Source organism: Pandoraea nosoerga (assembly GCF_902459585.1).
Lineage (GTDB): Bacteria > Pseudomonadota > Gammaproteobacteria > Burkholderiales > Burkholderiaceae > Pandoraea > Pandoraea nosoerga.
Map to the genome: position 1 here is coordinate 163,083 of NZ_CABPSC010000004.1, position 19,882 is coordinate 182,964.

The 19,882-nt window shown below is 64.9% G+C and carries 22 protein-coding genes; 14 read left to right on the forward strand and 8 right to left on the reverse strand.

Annotation, left to right across the window (positions count from 1 at the left end; genetic code table 11):
- Nucleotides 1-110: 110 nt before the first annotated feature.
- Nucleotides 111-1,286 carry a vWA domain-containing protein gene (locus PNO31109_RS07520; RefSeq protein ID WP_150554983.1) on the reverse strand — a complete coding sequence of 392 codons (1,176 nt, stop codon included), beginning with the start codon at nucleotides 1,284-1,286 and terminating at the stop codon, nucleotides 111-113.
- A gap of 13 nt (nucleotides 1,287-1,299) precedes the next feature.
- Nucleotides 1,300-2,142 (reverse strand): AAA family ATPase, encoded by an 843-nt coding sequence (locus PNO31109_RS07525; protein ID WP_150554984.1) that lies wholly within the window; start codon nucleotides 2,140-2,142, stop codon nucleotides 1,300-1,302.
- A gap of 281 nt (nucleotides 2,143-2,423) precedes the next feature.
- Here PNO31109_RS07525 and PNO31109_RS07530 point away from each other — a divergent pair, with 281 nt between their 5' ends.
- Nucleotides 2,424-2,780, forward strand: a complete 357-nt coding sequence (locus PNO31109_RS07530; protein WP_039410080.1) for a c-type cytochrome — start codon at nucleotides 2,424-2,426, stop codon at nucleotides 2,778-2,780.
- 46 nt (nucleotides 2,781-2,826) lie between these two features.
- A complete protein-coding gene (locus tag PNO31109_RS07535) occupies nucleotides 2,827-3,228 on the forward strand; it encodes a c-type cytochrome (protein WP_150555147.1) in 402 nt (133 codons plus the stop codon).
- A gap of 121 nt (nucleotides 3,229-3,349) precedes the next feature.
- Here PNO31109_RS07535 and PNO31109_RS07540 read toward each other — a convergent pair whose 3' ends face one another.
- Complete coding sequence (locus PNO31109_RS07540) at nucleotides 3,350-3,808, reverse strand: DUF1841 family protein (protein ID WP_370749926.1); 459 nt, start codon at nucleotides 3,806-3,808, stop codon at nucleotides 3,350-3,352.
- A gap of 111 nt (nucleotides 3,809-3,919) precedes the next feature.
- Here PNO31109_RS07540 and PNO31109_RS07545 point away from each other — a divergent pair, with 111 nt between their 5' ends.
- Together PNO31109_RS07545 and PNO31109_RS07550 are read left to right on the forward strand one after the other, a co-directional pair.
- Nucleotides 3,920-4,852, forward strand: coding sequence for a DMT family transporter (locus PNO31109_RS07545; RefSeq protein WP_150554986.1), 933 nt, complete (start codon nucleotides 3,920-3,922; stop codon nucleotides 4,850-4,852).
- Between the two features lie 92 nt (nucleotides 4,853-4,944).
- On the forward strand, nucleotides 4,945-5,538 hold the full coding sequence (locus tag PNO31109_RS07550) for a malonic semialdehyde reductase (RefSeq protein ID WP_150554987.1): 594 nt from the start codon (nucleotides 4,945-4,947) through the stop codon (nucleotides 5,536-5,538).
- A 129-nt stretch (nucleotides 5,539-5,667) separates the two neighbouring features.
- Here PNO31109_RS07550 and nth read toward each other — a convergent pair whose 3' ends face one another.
- Together nth and rsxB are read right to left on the reverse strand one after the other, a co-directional pair.
- Nucleotides 5,668-6,312 carry an endonuclease III gene (nth, locus tag PNO31109_RS07555; RefSeq protein WP_150554988.1) on the reverse strand — a complete coding sequence of 215 codons (645 nt, stop codon included), beginning with the start codon at nucleotides 6,310-6,312 and terminating at the stop codon, nucleotides 5,668-5,670.
- A gap of 83 nt (nucleotides 6,313-6,395) precedes the next feature.
- Entirely contained in the window at nucleotides 6,396-7,277 is an 882-nt protein-coding gene (rsxB, locus tag PNO31109_RS07560; protein ID WP_150554989.1) for an electron transport complex subunit RsxB, read from the reverse strand.
- Between the two features lie 104 nt (nucleotides 7,278-7,381).
- Here rsxB and PNO31109_RS07565 point away from each other — a divergent pair, with 104 nt between their 5' ends.
- The gene (locus PNO31109_RS07565; RefSeq protein WP_150554990.1) at nucleotides 7,382-8,020 is read left to right on the forward strand and encodes a TetR/AcrR family transcriptional regulator; all 639 of its coding nucleotides are present in this window, start codon (nucleotides 7,382-7,384) and stop codon (nucleotides 8,018-8,020) included.
- Nucleotides 8,021-8,142: 122 nt separating this feature from the next.
- On the opposite strand, the gene PNO31109_RS07570 is transcribed toward PNO31109_RS07565, so the two are convergent.
- The 3 genes from PNO31109_RS07570 to PNO31109_RS07580 form a co-directional block, all read right to left on the reverse strand.
- Nucleotides 8,143-9,384 (reverse strand): polyhydroxyalkanoate depolymerase, encoded by a 1,242-nt coding sequence (locus PNO31109_RS07570; protein WP_150554991.1) that lies wholly within the window; start codon nucleotides 9,382-9,384, stop codon nucleotides 8,143-8,145.
- Between the two features lie 218 nt (nucleotides 9,385-9,602).
- Nucleotides 9,603-10,802 (reverse strand): amino acid aminotransferase, encoded by a 1,200-nt coding sequence (locus tag PNO31109_RS07575; RefSeq protein WP_150554992.1) that lies wholly within the window; start codon nucleotides 10,800-10,802, stop codon nucleotides 9,603-9,605.
- Nucleotides 10,799-11,116 (reverse strand): hypothetical protein, encoded by a 318-nt coding sequence (locus tag PNO31109_RS07580; protein WP_150554993.1) that lies wholly within the window; start codon nucleotides 11,114-11,116, stop codon nucleotides 10,799-10,801. The genes PNO31109_RS07575 and PNO31109_RS07580 overlap by 4 nt, the downstream gene beginning before the upstream one ends.
- Before the next feature lie 74 nt (nucleotides 11,117-11,190).
- Here PNO31109_RS07580 and uvrB point away from each other — a divergent pair, with 74 nt between their 5' ends.
- From uvrB to hscB, 9 genes are all read left to right on the forward strand, one after another.
- On the forward strand, nucleotides 11,191-13,278 hold the full coding sequence (gene uvrB, locus PNO31109_RS07585; RefSeq protein ID WP_150554994.1) for an excinuclease ABC subunit UvrB: 2,088 nt from the start codon (nucleotides 11,191-11,193) through the stop codon (nucleotides 13,276-13,278).
- 45 nt (nucleotides 13,279-13,323) lie between these two features.
- Complete coding sequence (locus PNO31109_RS07590) at nucleotides 13,324-13,809, forward strand: low molecular weight protein-tyrosine-phosphatase (protein WP_174966318.1); 486 nt, start codon at nucleotides 13,324-13,326, stop codon at nucleotides 13,807-13,809.
- 397 nt (nucleotides 13,810-14,206) lie between these two features.
- Nucleotides 14,207-16,315: a site-specific recombinase gene (locus PNO31109_RS07595; RefSeq protein ID WP_150554995.1), complete on the forward strand. Its 2,109-nt coding sequence runs from the start codon at nucleotides 14,207-14,209 to the stop codon at nucleotides 16,313-16,315.
- Nucleotides 16,316-16,431: 116 nt separating this feature from the next.
- A complete protein-coding gene (gene iscR / locus PNO31109_RS07600; RefSeq protein ID WP_150554996.1) occupies nucleotides 16,432-16,959 on the forward strand; it encodes a Fe-S cluster assembly transcriptional regulator IscR in 528 nt (175 codons plus the stop codon).
- Between the two features lie 31 nt (nucleotides 16,960-16,990).
- On the forward strand, nucleotides 16,991-18,214 hold the full coding sequence (locus PNO31109_RS07605; RefSeq protein ID WP_150554997.1) for an IscS subfamily cysteine desulfurase: 1,224 nt from the start codon (nucleotides 16,991-16,993) through the stop codon (nucleotides 18,212-18,214).
- Between the two features lie 18 nt (nucleotides 18,215-18,232).
- Entirely contained in the window at nucleotides 18,233-18,640 is a 408-nt protein-coding gene (iscU, locus tag PNO31109_RS07610; RefSeq protein WP_150554998.1) for a Fe-S cluster assembly scaffold IscU, read from the forward strand.
- Nucleotides 18,641-18,671: 31 nt separating this feature from the next.
- Nucleotides 18,672-18,995 carry an iron-sulfur cluster assembly protein IscA gene (gene iscA, locus PNO31109_RS07615; protein WP_023596698.1) on the forward strand — a complete coding sequence of 108 codons (324 nt, stop codon included), beginning with the start codon at nucleotides 18,672-18,674 and terminating at the stop codon, nucleotides 18,993-18,995.
- Nucleotides 18,961-19,209, forward strand: a complete 249-nt coding sequence (locus tag PNO31109_RS07620) for a DUF3565 domain-containing protein (protein ID WP_150554999.1) — start codon at nucleotides 18,961-18,963, stop codon at nucleotides 19,207-19,209. The genes iscA and PNO31109_RS07620 overlap by 35 nt, the downstream gene beginning before the upstream one ends.
- Nucleotides 19,210-19,318: 109 nt before the next feature.
- Nucleotides 19,319-19,849 carry a Fe-S protein assembly co-chaperone HscB gene (gene hscB / locus PNO31109_RS07625; protein WP_150555000.1) on the forward strand — a complete coding sequence of 177 codons (531 nt, stop codon included), beginning with the start codon at nucleotides 19,319-19,321 and terminating at the stop codon, nucleotides 19,847-19,849.
- Nucleotides 19,850-19,882: the final 33 nt, after the last annotated feature.

A 19,882-nucleotide genomic window follows, 5' to 3' on the forward strand; every position in this document is an offset into this window, starting at 1 on the left:
AAGTATGTTGTTGTGTGCGCCCAGGCGGGCGCGCTGTCTGTGGGCTGGGCCGCAACGCCCTGCGATGCCGGCCCCGCGCCGCGGTGCGCCGGGTGGCGTGCCGGCCCGCCTTACTTGCTTAGTACGCGCATGGCCGATTCGAGGCCGGCCAGCGTGATCGGGTACATGCGGTTGGCGAACAGCTCGCGAATGACGGAAATCGACTGCCGATACGGCCAGATCGCTTCCGGTTCGGGATTGAGCCAGACGTGGTGCGCGAACCGGTCGATGAAGCGGCGCAGCCACACCGCGCCGGCTTCCTTGTTGTTGTACTCGACCGAGCCGCCGGGCTGCAGCACCTCGTAGGGGCTCATCGTGGCGTCGCCCACGAAGATCAGCTTGTAGTCGGCCGGGTACTTGCGCAGCACGTCCCACGTGTCGAAGCGCTCGTTGTGGCGGCGACGGTTCTGCCGCCACAGATAGTCGTAGACGCAGTTGTGGAAATAGTAGAACTCGAGGTGCTTGAATTCGGACTTTGCCGCCGAGAACAACGCTTCGGCGCGCGCGATGTGGTCGTCCATCGAGCCGCCCACGTCGAGCAGCATCAGCACCTTGACGTTGTTGTGCCGCTCCGGCACCAGCTTCAGGTCGAGCCAGCCGGCGTTGGCCGCTGTCGACCGGATGGTGTCGTCCAGATCGAGTTCCTCGGCGGCGCCCTCGCGCGCGAACTTGCGCAGCCGGCGCAGCGCGACCTTGATGTTGCGCGTACCGAGCTCGACCGTGTCGTCGTAGTCGCGGTAGGTGCGCTGGTCCCACACTTTTACCGCCGTGCGATTGCCGTTGCTCTCGCCGCCGATGCGGATGCCTTCGGGATGGAAGCCGCCGTTGCCGAACGGCGACGTGCCGCCCGTGCCGATCCACTTGCTGCCGCCTTCGTGCCGGCCCTTCTGTTCCTCGAGGAGTTGCCTGAGCCGCTCCATGAGCTTGTCCAGGCCGCCGAGCGCCTCGATGCGCGCCTTGTCTTCCGGCGAGAGCTCGCGCTGCATGCGCTTTCTGAGCCAGTCGAGCGGCACTTCGCCCGAAGCGTCGACGATCTGCTGCACGCCCTTGAAATACGCGCCGAACGCCTGATCGAACTTGTCGTAGTGCTTCTCGTCCTTCACGAGCGAGAGCCGTGCGAGGTAGTAGAACTCGTCGAGCGAAGGCGCGATGACCTGCCGCTGCAGGGCCTCGAGCAGCGTCAGGAATTCCTTGACCGAGACCGGCAGTTTTGCGGCGCGCAGGGTGTAGAAGAAGTCGATCAGCATGACGGCGGCGCGCTTACCGGTTGGCGCGGTTCATGAAGACGAGGCGCTCGAACAGATGCATGTCCTGCTCGTTTTTGAGCAGTGCGCCCGCGAGCGGCGGAATCGCCAGCTTGTTGTCGGGGCTGCGCAGCGCTTCGGGGCCGATCTCCTCGGCCATGAGCAGCTTGAGCCAGTCGATCAGCTCCGAGGTCGACGGCTTCTTCTTGAGTCCGGGGATCTCACGCACCTCGAAGAAGGTTGCCATCGCGGCATTGACCAGCTCGCGGCGGATGTTCGGGAAGTGCACGTCGATGATCGATTGCATCGTCGCGGGGTCGGGGAACCTGATGTAGTGGAAGAAGCAGCGGCGCAGGAAGGCGTCGGGCAGTTCCTTCTCGTTGTTCGACGTAATGATCACGAGCGGCCGGTGGCGCGCCTTGACGAGCTGGCGCGTCTCGTAGACGTAGAACTCCATGCGGTCGAGCTCGCGCAGCAGGTCGTTGGGGAACTCGATGTCGGCCTTGTCGATTTCGTCGATGAGCAGCACCGTGGGCCGGTCGGCCTCGAAGGCCTGCCACAGCACGCCCTTGACGATGTAGTTGGCGATGTCGCGCACGCGCTCGTCGCCCAGCTGGGAGTCGCGCAGGCGCGAGACGGCGTCGTACTCGTACAGGCCCTGCTGCGCCTTGGTCGTGGACTTCACGTGCCATTGCAGCAGCGGCATGTCGAGCGCGGCGGCGACTTCCTCGGCGAGCATGGTCTTGCCGGTGCCGGGTTCGCCCTTGATGAGCAGGGGTCGCTGCAGGGTAGCCGCCGCGTTCACGGCGAGCTTGAGATCGTCGGTGGCGACGTACTGGGAAGAGCCTTCGAAGCGCATTGTCTGTGCCGTCCGCAAACTGCCGGCCGGGCGGCCGGGCAGAGAAAAAGTTCAGTATAAGACATTGCGCATACGGCTCGCTCGCATCGCGGAAATGTGCATTGGCATCAAGGGCTTGCGAAAAAACTTCGGAGAACTGTGCGGGTCAGCCCCGAGTTTGCGACCGCAAGGGTGTGGGTTACAATCGATTGCTTTTTTCACAGGTCGGCGGCCTTGGAGTCGGGACGTCAGCCTGCGTGTTGCGGACCGGTATTCCAACCAAAAACGTTCCCAAGAAGACCATGAAAAAGTTCCTCACGATGATGGCGCTGGCGCTCGGCAGCACGTCGTTCACTGCGCTTCACGCGGCCGAACTCAAGCCCAACGCAGAGGCGGCAAAGGACAAGGTGGCCATGTGCATCGGCTGCCACGGTATTCCCGACTATCGCACCGCGTTTCCGGAGGTGTATCACGTGCCCCGGATCGGCGGGCAGAATGCGAAATACATCGAGAACGCCCTGAAGGAGTACGCCAAGGGCGATCGCAAGTTCCAGACGATGCATGGCATCGCAGCCACGTTGACCGAGCAGGATATCGTCGACATCGCCGCCTATTACGCGGCGCAGACGTCGTCGACGCCGGTCAATCCCCAAAAGTAAAACGTGCGTGGCTGAGGAGAACACGATGAAGCATTCGATGCATGCGATGACCAAGGCCGCTGCGGCGGCATCCCTGACGCTCGGCGCCATGCTCGCCGGCTGGAGCGGCGGCGTCGCCGCGGCCGGCAATGTCGCCAATGGCAAGGCGCTTGTCGACAAGGGCATGTGCGCGAGCTGCCACGGCGCGAACCTGAACGCCCCGATCTCGCCCGAGTACCCGAAACTGGCCGGCCAGTATGCGGATTACGTCTACAACGCGCTGCGCGCCTATCAGAACGAGCACAGCCTCGTGTATGGCCGCAGCAACGCGATCATGAAGACGCAGGTAATGTCCAATCCGGCGACGGTCGACAAGGACGGCAAGCCACGTCCGTTCACCTCGCAGGAGTTGCGGGACATTTCGGCCTATATCGAGTCGCTGCCCGGCGATCTCGTGACGAAGAAGTAATACGACGTGCCCGCCGGTGCCGGCCGGCAAGGGGAGTGCGCTAGCGGGCACAAGCGGGCACAAGCGCCGACGGCCGCTCGGAGAGCGACCGTCGTTTGCGTTTGTGGCCCAAACACTGCGTTCAGCGCGAGGCCTGTTGCTCGATGCGCTGCAGATAGGCGTCGGAGTCCGGCGGCTGGCCGCTGCGCTGCGCTTCCCAGAGCGTCTGGCCGAGGCACTCCATGATGCGATGCTGCGCCTCGTGCGGCGAGTCGAGGCGCTGCGTCAGTTTCTCGTAGGCCGCGCGGATGCCCGGCGGCTGGTCGATCGATACCTGCTCGCTGATGGCCAGATGCATCGACAGATGCAGGAACGGGTTGGTCTGCCCGGCCTCGGGGGGATAGTCGCGGGCGCCGGCCTCCTCGGTATCGGCCAGCGCGTCGTGATATTCCGGGTGCTCCTGAATCCAGTCGGCCGCCATGGTCTCGAGCGGGGTGAGAATGCTGCCGCTTCGCTGTTTTTGCCAGGTGGTGCAGAAGAATTGCCGGACTTCGTCGCGGCTCGGATTGAACATGGGGACTCCGTGGTTCTGGTGAGGCATCTTGCGGCGCGCCGCGCCGTGGCTACAATGGCGGATCGCGCCGGCGCCGACCGGCGATCTGCCCGGCAACGCCCATAAAACACGCTGTATTGTCGCTCAATTTTCCCAATCATGTCGCAAAGCCCCCGCGCCCCCGCCGCCCCCGTCCTGCCCCCGGCGCCCCCGCCATCGGCCTGGGCGGGCGTGGCGCTGATCGCCGTGTCGGCCTCGGCGTTCGGGGCGATGGCAATCTTCGCGCGGGCGGCCGCGGCCTCGGGCGCCGATCTGTTTGCGATGCTGCTGTTTCGCTTCTTCGTAGCGAGCGTGCTGCTGCTGATCTGGTGCCGGGTGCAGCGAGTGCCGTTGCCGTCGCGGCGTCAGGCGCTCGGCATTGCACTGATGGGCGGCATCGGCTACGTCGGCCAATCGCTGTGCTTCTTCGGGGCGCTTCAGTATGCGCAGGCGTCCCTCGTGGCGCTGCTGCTTTACCTGTATCCGGTTTTCGTGACGATCCTGGCGGCGATCTTTCTGCATGAGCGCCTCACGCCCGTGAAGCTCGGCGCGCTGGTGCTGTGCTCGCTCGGCACCGCGCTGACGGTCGGCGGCGGGCGCGGGCAGCCGTTGGGGATGGCGCTCGCGGTGGCCGCGGCGCTGATCTACTCGGGCTATATCGTGATCGGCGCACGCCTCACGCGGGGCGTCGACGCCCGCGCGACGGCCACGCTAGTCTGCCTGGCGGCGACGGTTTCCTTCGGTGCCATGGCCGTCGTGCGCGCCTCGCAAGGCCTGTCGCTGCAGTGGCCGACCGGGGCCGGCGGCTGGGCGGCGCTTGCCGCGATCGCGGTGTGCTCGACCGTCGTCGCCATCCTCACGTTCTTCGCCGGACTGCAACGTCTGGGCGCGGGCCGCGCCTCGATGCTCTCGACGCTTGAGCCGGTGGTGACGGTGCTCCTCGCGGCCATGCTGCTGGGTGAAACGCTGAGCGCGGCGCAGCTCGGCGGCGGCGCGCTGATTCTGGCCGGCGTGCTCTGGCTCTCGGCGCGAGGCGCCGCGACAACCGCCTGATCTGGCCGGGTATTTTCGATCGCCTGCGCGCGCGGCGCAGCGACGGTAAAATCGCCCGACGTTTCGCTACTCATCACCCGAGGTCATTATTCATGAGCACCATTGCCAAAGAAGCCATCGCCCAACTGTTCACCGAGGCCCGTACCCACAACGAGTGGCTCGACAAGCCCGTGAGCGACGAGACGTTGCGCGAACTGTACGATCTGGTGAAGTGGGGCCCGACGTCGGCCAACACCACGCCGGCGCGTATCGTGTTCGTGAAAAGCGCGCAAGCCAAGGCCCGGCTGCTCGAGTGCATGGCGCCGGGCAACGTCGAGAAGACCCGCACCGCCCCGGTAACGGCGATCATCGCCTACGACCTGAAGTTCTATGAGCACCTGCCGCGGCTGTTCCCGAACGGCGCCGACCGGATGGTGCCGATGTTCTCGGGCGATGCCGCCAAGGCAGCCGGCGCGGCGCACATGAACAGCTCGCTGCAGGGCGGATACTTCATTCTGGCCGCGCGCGCGTTGGGGCTCGACTGCGGCCCGATGGCCGGTTTCGACGCGCAGAAGGTCAACGACACTTTCTTCGCCGGCACCGACTGGCGGGTGAACTTCATCTGCAACCTCGGCTACGGGGATCACGCCAAGCTGTTCCCGCGCAACCCGCGCCTGTCGTTCGACGAGGCCGCGCGCATCCTCTGATTTCGCGCTCGGGCCATGGCGCAAGCGTGCCGGCGAGCAGAAGGCAAGACGCAGCGGGCGGCCAGAAGTCGGGACCGCCCGTTGTCGTTTCGGCCGCCGGTTGCCGTCTACGCCGGCGTGGGCCGCGCGTCATGCCGTCGGCGCGGGCGTCTTCGGGCGGAAATCGCACAGCGGCTCGATCGCGCAATGCCAGCACTCGGGCTTGCGCGCCTTGCAGACGTAGCGGCCGTGCAGGATCAGCCAATGGTGTGCGTCGTGCCGGAACTCGGGCGGCGTGACACGTTCGAGCGCCAGTTCCACCGCCAGCGGGTCCTTGCCGGGGGCGAGCCCGGTGCGATTCGCCACGCGGAAGATGTGCGTGTCCACGGCGATCGTGTCCTCGCCGAACGCCGTGTTGAGCACGACGTTCGCCGTCTTGCGGCCCACTCCCGGCAGCGCCTCGAGCGCTTCGCGCGAGCGCGGCACTTCGCCGCCGTGCCGGGCGAGCAGCAACTCGCACGTGGCGATCACGTTCTTCGCCTTCGTGCGATACAGGCCGATCGTTTTGATGTAGTCGGCCACGCCGGCTTCGCCGAGCGCGATCATCTTTGCCGGCGTGTTGGCGTGCGCATACAGCTTGCGCGTGGCCTTGTTGACCGACACGTCGGTCGCTTGCGCGGAGAGCAGCACGGAGATCAGCAGCTCGAACGGCGACGTGTATTCGAGTTCGGTCGTCGGATTCGGATTGAGTTGCTGCAGCGTCTCGAACAGGGCACGGCGTTTGGCGTCGTTCATGGCGTGTGGCGCGCGAGATTGGTGTTGTTCTGAATGGGCGTGTGGAAGCTGTCTGGTTTTTCGGGACGGCGCATGGGCCACGCCTATGGCTTGGTGAGCCCGAGCCGCTTGCGCCGCGCTTCGGCTTCGTCGATCTGCGCTTGCACGTCGGCAGACACGTTCTCCGTATTCTTCGGACCTAACCCCTGGGCGGCCAGCGCGGCCTTCTTCTGGCGAGCCCGTTCGAGTGCTGCCTGGATGATGGCTTGTTTGCGCGCCGCGGCGGCAGCCGCTTCGTCGTGGGCGACGCCCACGGGCGCGGTGCTCGCGAGGTCTGCCGCGATGCCGGCGGTCTTCACGGCCGCGGCAGGCGGTTCGCCGCCGGGCGCCGGCGCTGCCGAGGCGGAAGGGGGAGAAGAGGGGGCAACTGGCGCGACGCGCGCCGCACGGGCGGCCAGACGCGCTTCGCGCTCGGCCTTGTCCCTGGCGAGGCGCGCCAGATGGGCTTCGTAATGCGCGCGCGCCTGGTCGGCCTGCGCCTGCGTCCAGGCATCCCAGCCGGTGCGCTCGCCCGTGACCGGCACCATGTCGATGCAGTCGACGGGACAGGGCGGCACACACAGATCGCACCCCGTGCAGCGGTCCTCGATCACCGTGTGCATGAGCTTGGCGGCGCCGACGATGGCGTCGACCGGGCAGGCCTGCAGGCACAGCGTACAGCCGATGCACAGCGATTCGTCGATGACGGCGCGCGGACGCGGACGTTCCGCGCCATTCTCCGGATTGAGCGGGATGACGGGACGCCCAAGCAGCCCGGCCAGCCGTGCGACGCCTTGCGCACCGCCCGGCGGGCATTGGTTATAGCTCGCCTGGGCGCTCGCGATGGCGTCGGCATAGGGACGGCAGCCGGCATAACCGCACTTGGTGCACTGCGTCTGGGGCAATAAGGCATCGATGCGCTGCGCGAGCGCGCTGACTTCGGACACGACTTTTGTGGGGGATTCAGCGGAAACTCGAATTATCCTTCATTTTATGAAAACCCTGAAACCGATGTGCCATAATTCCGCCCGTTGAGAACGACCGGCCGATCATGACCACATCAGCATCGAAGATCAAACGCGACCCCGAACGCACCCGCCAGCGCATTCTCGATGCCGCGACGCAAGCGTTCGCGGAACTCGGTTCCAGCGGTGCGCGCGTGGATGGCATCGCGCGCCGCGCCGAGGTCAACGAACGCATGCTGTATTACTACTTCGGTTCCAAGGACGGGCTCTACCTGGCAGTGCTCGAAGAAGTGTACGGCGCATTCAATCGCGCGGAGCACGCGCTCAAGCTCGATGCGCTCCCGCCGCTGCGAGCGATCGCCGAATTGGCGCATTTCGTCTGGGACTACTACGCCGAGCACCCGGAACTCATCCGCCTCATCAACAACGAGAATCTCCACGGCGCCGACTCGATGAAGAAGTCGAGCGAGATCCCTCAACAGGTCTCGCCCATCGTCGATCTGCTCAAGCAGACGCTCGCCCGCGGCCAGGCCAGCGGCGAGATCCGCCAGGGCATCGATGCGATTTCGCTTTACGTGACGATCTCCGCGATGGGCTATTACGTGATGTCCAATCGCCATACGCTGGCCATCGTGATGGGCCGTGATTACGCGAAAGAAGACGAGCGCGAGTCGTACACGGACTTCAATACGCAGATGCTAATGGATGCGTTGCGTGTGCGCTGACCCGCCCTGCCGTTTGCGCGAATCCCAAACGGAACCGCCGCGAGAGCCAAGGCCCTCGCGGCGGTTTTCGTATGGGGGGCGAAAGGGAGTCAGGGAGCCGCCGCAGCCGCTGCAACTGCCCGTCAGCCGTGTTTTGCGATGAAGTCGCGGATCTGCGGGTAAATCACATTGCGCCAGCGGCTGCCCGAGAAGATGCCGTAATGGCCGCACGAGGGCGCCGTGAAGTGGGAGCGGCGTTTGGCCGGAATGCCCGTGCACAGGTCGTGTGCGGCCTGCGTCTGGCCGCTGCCCGAGATGTCGTCGAGCTCGCCTTCGATGGTGAAGAGCGCCGTCGTCTTGATGTCCTGGGGACGCACGCGCTGGCCGGCCACGTCCCACGTGCCGCGCGCGAGGCTGAAGTCCTGAAACACCGTCTTGATCGTGTCGAGATAGTACTCGGCAGCCATGTCCAGCACGGCGTTGTACTCGTCGTAGAAGCGGCGATGGGCTTGCGCGTCGTCGTTGTCGCCGCGTATCAGATCGAGATAGAAGTCCCAGTGCGACTTCAGGTGGCGGTCCGGATTCATCGCGACGAAGCCCGCGTGCTGCAGGAAGCCGGGATAGACCATGCGGCCCGCGCCGGGATAGTTTGCCGGCACCGGGTGGATCACGTGATTCTCGAACCACTCGTAGGATTTGTTGGTGGCGAGCGAGTTGACCGACGTCGGGCTCTTGCGGGCGTCGATCGGGCCGCCCATCATCGTCATCGTCTTGGGCGTCGTCTCGCCGTTCGAGGCCATGAGCGAGATCGCGCCAAGCACGGGCACGGTCGGCTGGCACACCGAAATCACGTGGAGGTTCTCCGCGCCGATGTGGCGGATGAACTCCTGGATGTAGGCAACGTAGTCGTCTAGATGAAAGGGGCCGGCCTCGACCGGCACCATGCGCGCGTCGACCCAGTCCGTGATGTAGACCTTATGGTCTCTGAGCAGCGTGCGGACCGTATCGCGCAGCAGCGTGGCGTGATGGCCCGAGAGCGGCGCCACGACCAGCACGACCGGATCGTCCTTGAGCTGGCCGACGGCGCTCGCGTCGTCGGCATAGCGCTTGAAGCGCAGCAGACGGCAGAACGGCTTTTCCATCGCGGTCATTTCCACGACCGGAATGTTATGGCCGTCGACCTCCACCGCCTTGATGTTGAATTCGGGTTTTTCGTAGTCTTTGCCGAGCCGGTAGAGCAGTTCGTATCCGGCGGCGATGCGCGGGGCCCCGGGCATCATGGCAAGGAGGCTGCCCGGGTTGACGAAAGTCGTCGCAGCGGCCTTTGCCCACGTGGTGAGGGGGTTCAGCCACGCGCGGTTGTACTCATGAATCTGATACAGCATGTTGTGTGCCCTGAGGCGGAGGATGAGGGAATTATGCAACCGTTTAGCGCGGCTGTGCAACGCAGCATAACCCTGATATATGGCATTTGCGCATCAGATCGATAGTCTGAGCTTATTCCATCGATTGTCATTAACTATCGATGCTGCGTTGCAGCAAAGGCGCATAAAAAAAGCCCGCCGGGACGGCGGGCCTTTCACGTCGCGGGCGTCGAAGCGGATTACTTCAGCACGGCGGCGATCGCATCGACCACGTGGTCGATATTCCCGTCGTTGAGCGCGGCCACGCAGATGCGGCCCGTGCTCACGGCATAGATGCCGAATTCCTCGCGCAGACGCTCCACCTGGTCGGCCGTGAGACCAGAGTACGAGAACATGCCGCGCTGCTTGATCACGAACGAGAAGTCGCGCTCCACGCCCTTGGCGCGCAGCTTTTCGACCAGCTTCAGGCGCATGTCGCGGATGCGCTCGCGCATTTCGGCCAACTCTTCTTCCCACAGGGCGCGCAGCTCCGGGTTGCCGAGGACGGCGGCGACGACCGAGCCGCCGTGCGTCGGCGGGTTCGAATAGTTCGTGCGGATCACGCGCTTGAGTTGCGAGAGCACGCGGGCCGATTCGTCCTTGCTGGCCGTGACGATGGACAGGGCGCCGACGCGCTCGCCATACAGCGAGAACGACTTCGAGAACGAGCTCGATACGAAGAAGTTGAGGCCGGCCGAGGCGAACAGGCGCACCACCGCGGCGTCGGCGTCGATGCCGTCACCGAAGCCTTGATAGGCGATGTCGAGGAACGGCACCAGCTTGCGGGCCTTTACGACGTCCACGACTTGCGTCCACTGATCCATCGTCAGGTCGACGCCGGTCGGGTTATGGCAGCAGGCGTGCAGCACGACGATCGTGCCTTCCGGCTCTTCGCCGAGGCGCTCGAGCATGCCCTTGAGGTTCACGCCGTGGGTGGCGGCGTCGTAGTACGGGTACGAAATGACGTTGAAGCCGGCTTGCGTGAACAGGGCGCGATGGTTTTCCCAGCTCGGGTCGCTGATGGCGACGTTGGCGTTCGGCGTCAACTGCTTGAGGAAGTCGGCGCCGATCTTCAGCGCGCCGGTGCCGCCCAGCGCCTGGGCGGTGATCACGCGGCCTTCGGCCAGCACGGGCGAGTCCTTGCCGAACAGCATTTCCTGGACGGCCTTGTCGTAGGCGGCAATGCCTTCGATCGGCAGGTAGCCACGCGGCAGGCCCGCGGCCACGCGTTGTTCTTCCGCTGCCTTGACGGCTTTGAGCAGGGGCAGCTTGCCTTCCGCGTTGAAATACACGCCCACGCCCAGGTTCACCTTATTGGTGCGGTGATCGGCGTTGTAGGCTTCGTTCAGGCCAAGGATGGGGTCGCGCGGAGCGAGTTCGACAGCGGAGAAGAGAGTCATTTCGACGGCTCGAAGCAGGTAGTAGGAAAGTGCAGCGGGCCGGTCGCGGCATGCACGGCATCAGCCCAACGGGCTATTTTAGCCAAGATTGACCGCGCTTGTGGTGAATGCCGGGTGCCTGTGTGCGGTTTGGGCACGATTTGGTGGTATTTCGGCACGAAAACTGCCAAACAATGCCAGAAATTGACGAAATGGCGGAAACTCGGCGGGCGGCGGGCGGCGGCCAGTTTGGCGGGCGCGCGCACGCCGGGCACTGGCTGCGCGGCCTCGGCCCGGCGCGCATCCGGGAGGGGCAAGCGCGCAGGCTTGTCCATGTCACCCATCGGCGTCAGGGATCGGCCCGACGCGCTAGAATGGCAGATTCCGTCCCTCATGCTCGCACCCCGCCATGACCCCTGCGGCTGACAACGATCTCGACGAAAGCAAGTTCCTGACGTTCCCGGATTCGCCTTATCAGCTCTACTGTCCGTTTCCGCCGGCCGGGGACCAGCCGACGGCCATCGAGCAACTGGTCGAAGGTGTCGAGGACGGCCTGGCGTTCCAGACGCTGCTCGGCGTGACCGGCTCGGGCAAGACCTTCACGATGGCCAACGTCATCGCGCGCCTGGGGCGCCCGGCCATCGTGTTCGCCCCGAACAAGACACTGGCCGCCCAGCTGTACTCGGAGTTCCGCGAGTTCTTCCCGCGCAACGCCGTCGAGTACTTCGTCTCGTACTACGACTATTACCAGCCCGAGGCCTACGTGCCGCAGCGCGATCTGTTCATCGAGAAGGATTCGTCGGTCAACGAGCACATCGAGCAGATGCGCCTGTCGGCGACCAAAAGCCTGCTCGAGCGCCGCGACGTGGTGATCGTGGCGACGGTGTCGGCGATTTACGGTATCGGTAATCCCAACGAATACCATCAGATGATCCTGACGCTGCGCCAGGGCGACAAGATGGGGCAGCGCGAGATCATCGCGCGCCTGATCGCCATGCAGTACACGCGCAACGAGACCGATTTCGGGCGCGGCACGTTCCGCGTGCGCGGCGACACGATCGACATCTTCCCGGCGGAGCACGCCGAGCTGGCGCTGCGCGTCGAGCTGTTCGACGACGAAGTCGACACGTTGCAGCTATTCGACCCCTTGACCGGGCGCGTGCGGCAGAAGGTGCCGCGCTTCACGGTGTATCCGTCCTCGCACTACGTGACGCCGCGAGACACCGTACTGCGCGCCATCGAGACCATCAAGGAGGAACTGCGCGAGCGGCTTGACTACTTCTACAAGGAAGGCAAGCTCGTCGAGGCGCAACGGCTCGAGCAGCGCACGCGTTTCGATCTCGAAATGCTGCAGGAGCTGGGCTTTTGCAAGGGCATCGAAAACTATTCGCGCCACCTGTCGGGCGCTGCGCCGGGCGAGCCGCCGCCCACGCTCGTCGACTATCTGCCGCCCGACGCCCTGATGTTCCTGGACGAGTCGCATGTGCTCATTGGCCAGCTCAACGGCATGTACAACGGCGACCGGGCGCGCAAGGAGAATCTGGTCAACTACGGCTTTCGTCTGCCGTCGGCGCTGGACAACCGTCCGCTCAAATTCGCCGAATACGAACGCAAGATGCGTCAAGCGATCTTCGTGTCGGCCACGCCGGCCGACTACGAAAAGCAGCGCACGGGCCAGGTGGTGGAGCAGGTGGTGCGGCCCACGGGGCTGATCGATCCGGTGATCATCGTGCGCCCCGCGCGTACTCAGGTCGACGACGTGCTTTCCGAGATCAACAAGCGCGTCGCCGTCGAAGAGCGCGTGCTCGTCACCACGCTCACGAAGCGCATGGCCGAGCAGCTCACCGAATACCTTTCCGACAACGGCGTGAAGGTCCGTTATCTGCACAGCGACATCGATACCGTGGAGCGCGTGGAGATCATCCGTGATTTGCGGCTCGGCGCATTCGACGTGCTGGTGGGGATCAACCTGCTGCGCGAGGGGCTCGACATTCCGGAAGTTTCACTCGTCGCGATTCTCGACGCCGACAAGGAAGGTTTTCTGCGCGCGGAGCGCTCGCTCATCCAGACGATCGGGCGCGCCGCACGCAACGTGAACGGCACGGCCATCCTCTATGCGGACAAGATGACCGATTCCATGGCGCGGGCGATCAGCGAGACGGAGCGTCGACGTGCCAAGCAGATCGCGCATAACGAGGCGCACGGCATCGTGCCGCAGGGCGTGAAAAAGCGCATCAAGGACATCATCGACGGCGTCTACGATCCGCAGGATGCGAAGGCCGAACTCGCCGAAGCGAAGGAGCAGGCGCACTACCAGGACATGTCGGAAAAGCAGTTGGCGCGCGAGATCAAGAAGCTCGAGAAGCAGATGCAGGAACACGCCCGCAACCTCGAATTCGAGAAGGCCGCGAAGGTGCGCGACCAATTGCTGCACGTCAAGGCGCTGGTGTTCGGCACGGACGGCGCGAGCGAGGCCGAACTGGGGCCGAAGGTTTGAGTCGGGCCTGGGCCCGGCATGCGGGAAACAACACGAATATCACGAATGAAGAAGACGTCGGTTCTGTTCGTTTGCATGGGCAACATCTGCCGTTCGCCGAGCGCGGACGGTATTTTTCGTCATCGTTTGGCCGAGGCCGGACTGTCCGGATTCGTCGAGGTGGATTCGGCGGGCACGCACAGTTATCACCTGGGGCACGCCCCCGACGTGCGAACGCAGGCTGCGGCCAGGCGCCGGGGTTACGATCTGAGCGCGCTGGTCGCCCGCCGTGTCGAGGCGGGCGACTTCGAGCGTTTCGACTGGATCGTCGCCATGGACGATGCGAACGTCGCGGAGCTCATGGCGCGCTGCCCGGCCGGGCAAAGTCACAAAATCGTGCGTCTGATGGATTTCGCCACGAGACACGATGCCACCGAGGTGCCCGATCCATACTACGGCGGCGAACAGGGCTTCGAGACGGTGCTCGACTACATCGAGGACGGCCTAGACGGCTTGCTCGAGCGGCTCAGGCAGGACGCGCAGAGCAAGTAAGTCGCCGCTCACCGCCGCACCACATTACCGGCGCTCATTACCGTCGTCCATTACCGTCGTCGATTTCCCTCGTCATTCCCTCGTCATTCCCTCGTCATTCCCTCGTCATTACCCGGCACATGACGCGCCGCGTCGATGCGGCGTGGTCGCAGGCCGCGAACCGCGGCGCTCGAACCGAGGCCCCGCCAGCGCCCGAACGCACCCTGCGGCGGCTGGGACGCCGCTTTCCCGCTGACCACGGATAGGGCTATCATTCGGCCAGCCATTCGCCCGGCGCGCGGCTTGCGTATTTGCCTGAACCCGCGCATGCGTCGCCGTCTGTGCGACCTGCCTGCGTCCGTTGCCTTCACGTCTCCTGTTCTCGTTTTTTCCCGTCTCCTTTCCGATCGCCCCATAGATGCTCAACTCGCTCACCTCGTACTGGCGTAAGTGGCGCGCCTCGCGCCATGCCGGCCATCAGCTCGACGAACTGCTCGCGCATGCCGATCCGGCCGCGCCGCTGGCCGTGAGGAATCAATGGCTGATCGAGTTGGCACACTGGGTCCAGAAGCGCGGCACCCTGGTCAACGAGGCGCGCGGCGCAGGGCAGGCCGCACGCTACCGTCCGCATACGCGATTGCGCTACCTCCTGCAGATGCTCGAGCGCAACCCCGCCTGGCGACTGCCGGTTGCCCGCACGCTGCGGAGCATCATCAACGAGAGCGACGCCATTTCGCTGTTGTGCGACACGGGCATGCCGGCGCGCCCCGGCTTCTGGGGCGCGCTCGTCGAACGTATCGAAAAGGCGCTCATTCCGCCGCCGCCCACGCGACGCGATCTCTCTGCGCTGTGCTCGCTGATGTTTCCCGACGGCGATGCCGCGGACTGGATTGCCGCCATCCCGCCCGAACTGCTCGCCGACCTGATCGCCTTGCTGCACGAAGGGGAAGCGGAGGAAACGGACAGTGACTGGAACCCGTTCGCACAGGATCTGCTCGCGGCCATGCATCACCTCGTGGACCAGATCGCGTCGACGGGGCTGTCGCAGGCGGTGCGCTCGCGCCTGACTTATCCACGCGTGACGGACTCGCCGTTCTATCGGCTGGGGCGCGCCATGCAGGCACTGGAGGACGCCGGCGAGGAATTCGTGCACGGCGCGCCGGCCTCGCAGCGCTTCGTGCAGCAAATCAACGTATTTCGCGCGCTGCTCGATGACTGCGCTCGCGCGGTGCGCCAGGTGTACGCCCATCTCGACGAGAACGGCGTGAGCGTCGACATCGTGTTTCAAGTGGAGCGCGCCAAGGCGCGCATCCGCCGTCTCGAGCGCTTGCTCGAGGCGTGGCTCACATCCGGCGAGCCCGGCGATCGGGCCGCAGCGCGCGTGCGCCTGCTCGCCGACCTCGTTCGCGCCAACCGGGCGAGCCAGAGCGTGGGCGAGCTGGCGCGTACCTCGTTCGGGCTGCTCGCGCGCAAGGTCGTCGAGCGCAGCGCCGAGACGGGCGAGCACTACATCGCGCGCAATCGCAGCGAGTATTTCGCCATGCTCAAGATGGCCTGCGGCGGGGGCCTGGTGACCGTCGTGACCGTCTATGTGAAGTTCCTGATCACAAGCGCGCATCTGCCGACGATCGTCGAAGGCTTCCTTGCGGGCGCCAACTACGCCGCGTGCTTCCTGTTCATGCATTTTTGCCACTTCACGCTCGCGACCAAGCAGCCGGCCATGACCGCGCCGGCCATCGCCAGCAAGCTCGACGACGTCGATACGCCCGCCGGCATGGACGCCTTCGTGGGCGAGGTGATCGCCCTCGTGCGCACGCAGGCCGCCGCTATCTTCGGCAACCTGGCAATGGTGTTCCCGTTCTGTCTGCTGGTGCAATGGGCCGTGTCGGCCGCGCTCGGCATGAACACGATTGCCCCGGAAAAGGCGCACGCGACGCTCGCGTCGTTCTCGATTCTTGGCGTGACGCCGTTCTTCGCGGCACTGACTGGCGTACTCCTCTGGTGTTCCAGCCTGATCTCGGGCTGGGCCGACAACTGGTTCGCGCTGCACGGCATTGGCGACGTGCTGGCCTACAACCGGCGCGTGCGGTTCGTCCTCGGCCGCAACGGCGCCGCCCGGCTGGCCGACGCATGTCGCCGTCACGTCGCGCCGGTGCTCGGCAACCTGACGCTCGGCTTCATGCTGGGGCTCGTGCCCGCCGTGCTGACGGCGTTCGCGCTGCCGTTCGAGGTGCGCCACGTCACGCTCTCGACGGGGGCCATCGCCACGTCCGTCGGCGTGCTCGGCCCGCCGGTGCTGCGCGACTCCGCGCTGTGGCTGGCCGTGGTGGGCGTGGGGGCAATGGCCCTGCTCAACGTCGGGGTCAGTTTTGCGTTAGCATTTCACATGGCGCTCCGTTCGCGTCCACTGCGTCTGGGCGACCGCCGGCAAATCCACCGCGCCATCTGGCGCGCCGTGCTGCGCAATCCCCTGGTGCTGTTGTTTCCTCCGCGCTCCCCGCGGACGGATCCGCGTCCCGAAAAATAAGAGTTCTCCCAAACGGGCGCGGGAACTTTTGCAAAAAATGGGCCAGAAGTACTTGACTAAATTCGTAGGGAATTTATACTTGACGAAAATAGTCGAGATTAATCCCCTGCATCATCATGAGACTTACCACGAAAGGCCGTTTCGCCGTCACGGCGATGATCGACCTGGCCATGCGCCAGGACGCGGGTCCCGTGACGCTTGCGGGCATTAGTCAGCGTCAGCGAATCTCCCTCTCCTATCTGGAACAGTTGTTCGGCAAGCTGCGTCGCCACGAAATCGTGGAAAGCGTCCGCGGTCCGGGCGGCGGGTACAGCCTTGCGCGCCGCGCGGAAGAGGTGACGGTCGCGGACATCATCATTGCGGTCGACGAGCCGCTCGATGCCACCCAATGCGGCAGCAAGGGCAATTGCGAGAAGGGCCAGGACGGCCATCGCGGCCACTGCATGACGCACGAGCTGTGGGCGACGCTCAACCAGAAGATGGTGGAGTATCTCGATTCCGTTTCGCTGCGCGACCTCGTCGAGCAGCAGCGCAGCAAGCAGGCCCAGCAGGCTGTCCTGCGCGACACGCGCGAGTCCGGTACCAACCCTCAGACCGTTGCGGCGCGCATTCCCAATTCGGTCTTCGATATGGCCCGTTCATAACAGGCGCCACGGCACGATCCTGGAGCACCCCATGAAAAACGACACCCTCAATCTTCCCATCTACATGGATTACAGCGCCACCACGCCGATCGACCCGCGCGTGGTGGACAAGATGCTGCCGTACCTGCGCGAGCAGTTCGGCAACCCTGCCTCGCGCAGCCACTCGTTTGGCTGGGCTGCCGAGCAGGCGGTGGAAGAGGCGCGTGAGGAAGTCGCCAAGCTGGTGAACGCCGATCCGCGCGAGATCGTCTGGACGTCGGGCGCCACCGAATCGAACAACCTCGCCCTCAAGGGCGCTGCCCACTTCTACGATGGCAAGGGCAAGCACCTCGTTACGGTGAAGACCGAGCACAAGGCCGTGCTCGACACCATGCGCGAGCTCGAGCGCGAAGGCTTCGAAGTCACGTATCTGGACGTCAAGGAAGACGGTCTGCTCGATCTCGAAGTGTTCAAGGCCGCTCTGCGCCCGGACACGATCCTTGTCTCGGTCATGGCCGTGAACAACGAAATCGGCGTGATCCAGGACATCGCCACGATCGGCGAGATCTGCCGCGAGAAAGGCATCATCTTCCACGTCGACGCCGCGCAGGCCACGGGCAAGATGCCGATCGATCTGGCAACGCTGAAGGTCGATCTGATGTCGTTCTCGGCGCACAAGACCTACGGCCCGAAGGGTATCGGCGCGCTGTACGTGCGTCGCAAGCCGCGCGTGCGTATCGAGGCCCAGATCCACGGCGGCGGTCACGAGCGCGGCATGCGCTCGGGCACGCTGGCCACTCACCAGATCGTGGGCATGGGCGAAGCGTTCCGGCTCGCGCGTGAGGAAATGGCTGCGGAAAACGAGCGGGTTCGCGGACTGCGCGACCGTCTGTTGCGCGGTCTGAGCGAAATGGAAGAGGTGTACGTGAACGGCGACATGGAGCGTCGCGTCGCGCACAACCTGAACATCAGTTTCAACTTCGTCGAAGGCGAGTCGCTCATCATGGCGATCAAGGATGTGGCGGTGTCGTCGGGTTCGGCGTGTACGTCGGCCTCGCTCGAGCCTTCTTACGTTCTGCGCGCCCTCGGCCGCAACGACGAACTGGCGCACAGCTCGATCCGCTTCACCGTGGGGCGTTTTACGACCGAGGCGGAAATCGATTACGTGGTCGACCTGCTCAAGAGCAAGATCGGCAAGCTGCGCGACCTGTCGCCGCTGTGGGAAATGTACAAGGACGGGGTCGATCTCAATTCGATCCAGTGGGCCGCACACTGAGCATTCAAGGAGTTAGCCATGTCGTACAGCAAGGAAGTTCTGGATCACTACGAAAACCCGCGTAACGTCGGTTCGTTCGAAAAGGGCGACGAGAGCGTCGGCACGGGGATGGTCGGCGCGCCGGCCTGCGGCGACGTGATGAAGCTGCAGATCCGCGTGAACGAGGCCGGCGTGATCGAAGACGCCGTGTTCAAGACCTACGGCTGCGGTTCGGCGATCGCTTCGTCGTCGCTGGTGACCGAGTGGGTCAAGGGCAAGACGCTGGATCAGGCGCTCGAGATCAAGAACACGCAGATCGCCCAGGAACTGGCGCTGCCGCCGGTGAAGATTCACTGCTCGATCCTGGCCGAGGACGCCATCAAGGCGGCCGTGGCCGATTACAAGCAGAAGCACGGCGCGGCGGCGGCAACCCCCGAGGCCGCCTGAGCGGCGCGACGGATAAAGGAATCAGGCAAAGATGGCCATTACATTGACCGAGAAGGCCGCGCAGCACGTATCGCGTTATCTCACGCGGCGCGGCAAGGGCGTGGGCCTGCGGCTGGGCGTGAAGACGACCGGCTGCTCGGGCCTGGCCTACAAGCTGGAATACGCCGATGAAGTGGCGGGCGAAGACACGGTTTTCGAGAGCCACGGCGTGAAGGTGATCGTCGACCCGAAGAGCTTGCCTTACATCGACGGCACCGAGCTCGACTTCGCTCGCGAAGGCCTGAACGAAGGATTCCGCTTCAACAATCCGAACGTCAAGGATGAATGCGGCTGCGGCGAGTCGTTCCGCGTCTGAGTCGGCGCCGGCGCGCGAGATCGTCGGCTTTCGGCAGGACGAGGAGGGCCATTGGGTGGCTCGACTGGCCTGCGGGCACGGGCAACATGTCCGGCATCTGCCGCCATGGCAGATCCGGACGTGGACGCAAAGCGCGGCGGGCCGCGAAGCGATGCTCGGCGCCACGCTGCCATGCCGCAAGTGCGAGCGCGGCGAGGCGCCCGATCCTCGATGACGGCGCAGCGGTAGCGGCGGCAACAAGGCGGCGCGAGCCGCTTTTTTTACGGGTGCGCGGGTGTGAACACCGTTCGCGCCGGCGTCCCTGACGGAATGATGAGTGCGCGATGAGTGCATTGACTGACAACTATTTCACGCTGTTCGAGCTGCCGCAGCGCTTCGCGCTCGACATGGACGCGCTCGACGCCGCGTATCGCGCCGTGCAGTCGCGTGTGCACCCGGATCGCTTTGCAAGCGCGAGCGACGCCGAGCGGCGCGTGGCCATGCAGTGGGCCGCGCAGGCGAACGCCGCGTATCGCACGCTGCGCGATCCGTTGCAGCGCGCGACCTATCTGCTCTCGCTGCAGGGCATCGACGTGGGCGCGGAGAACAATACCGCGATGGCCCCCGATTTTCTGATGCAGCAGATGGAATGGCGCGAGGCGATCGACGACGCCGTGGCCGCGCGCAACGTCGACGCGCTCGACGCCCTGGCCCGCTCGTTGCGCGAGGACCGCCGTGTGCGGCTCGCCAAGCTCGCCGAATGGCTCGACAGCGCCGCGTGGCAGCCGGCGGCCGAAGCCGTGCGGCAACTGATGTTCATTGCGCGTGCCGAAGAGGACGTCGGACACCGCATCGAAATGCTGGAAAACGCGTGACGGCCCGGTGCGGCGCCGTCACATGTCATTGAG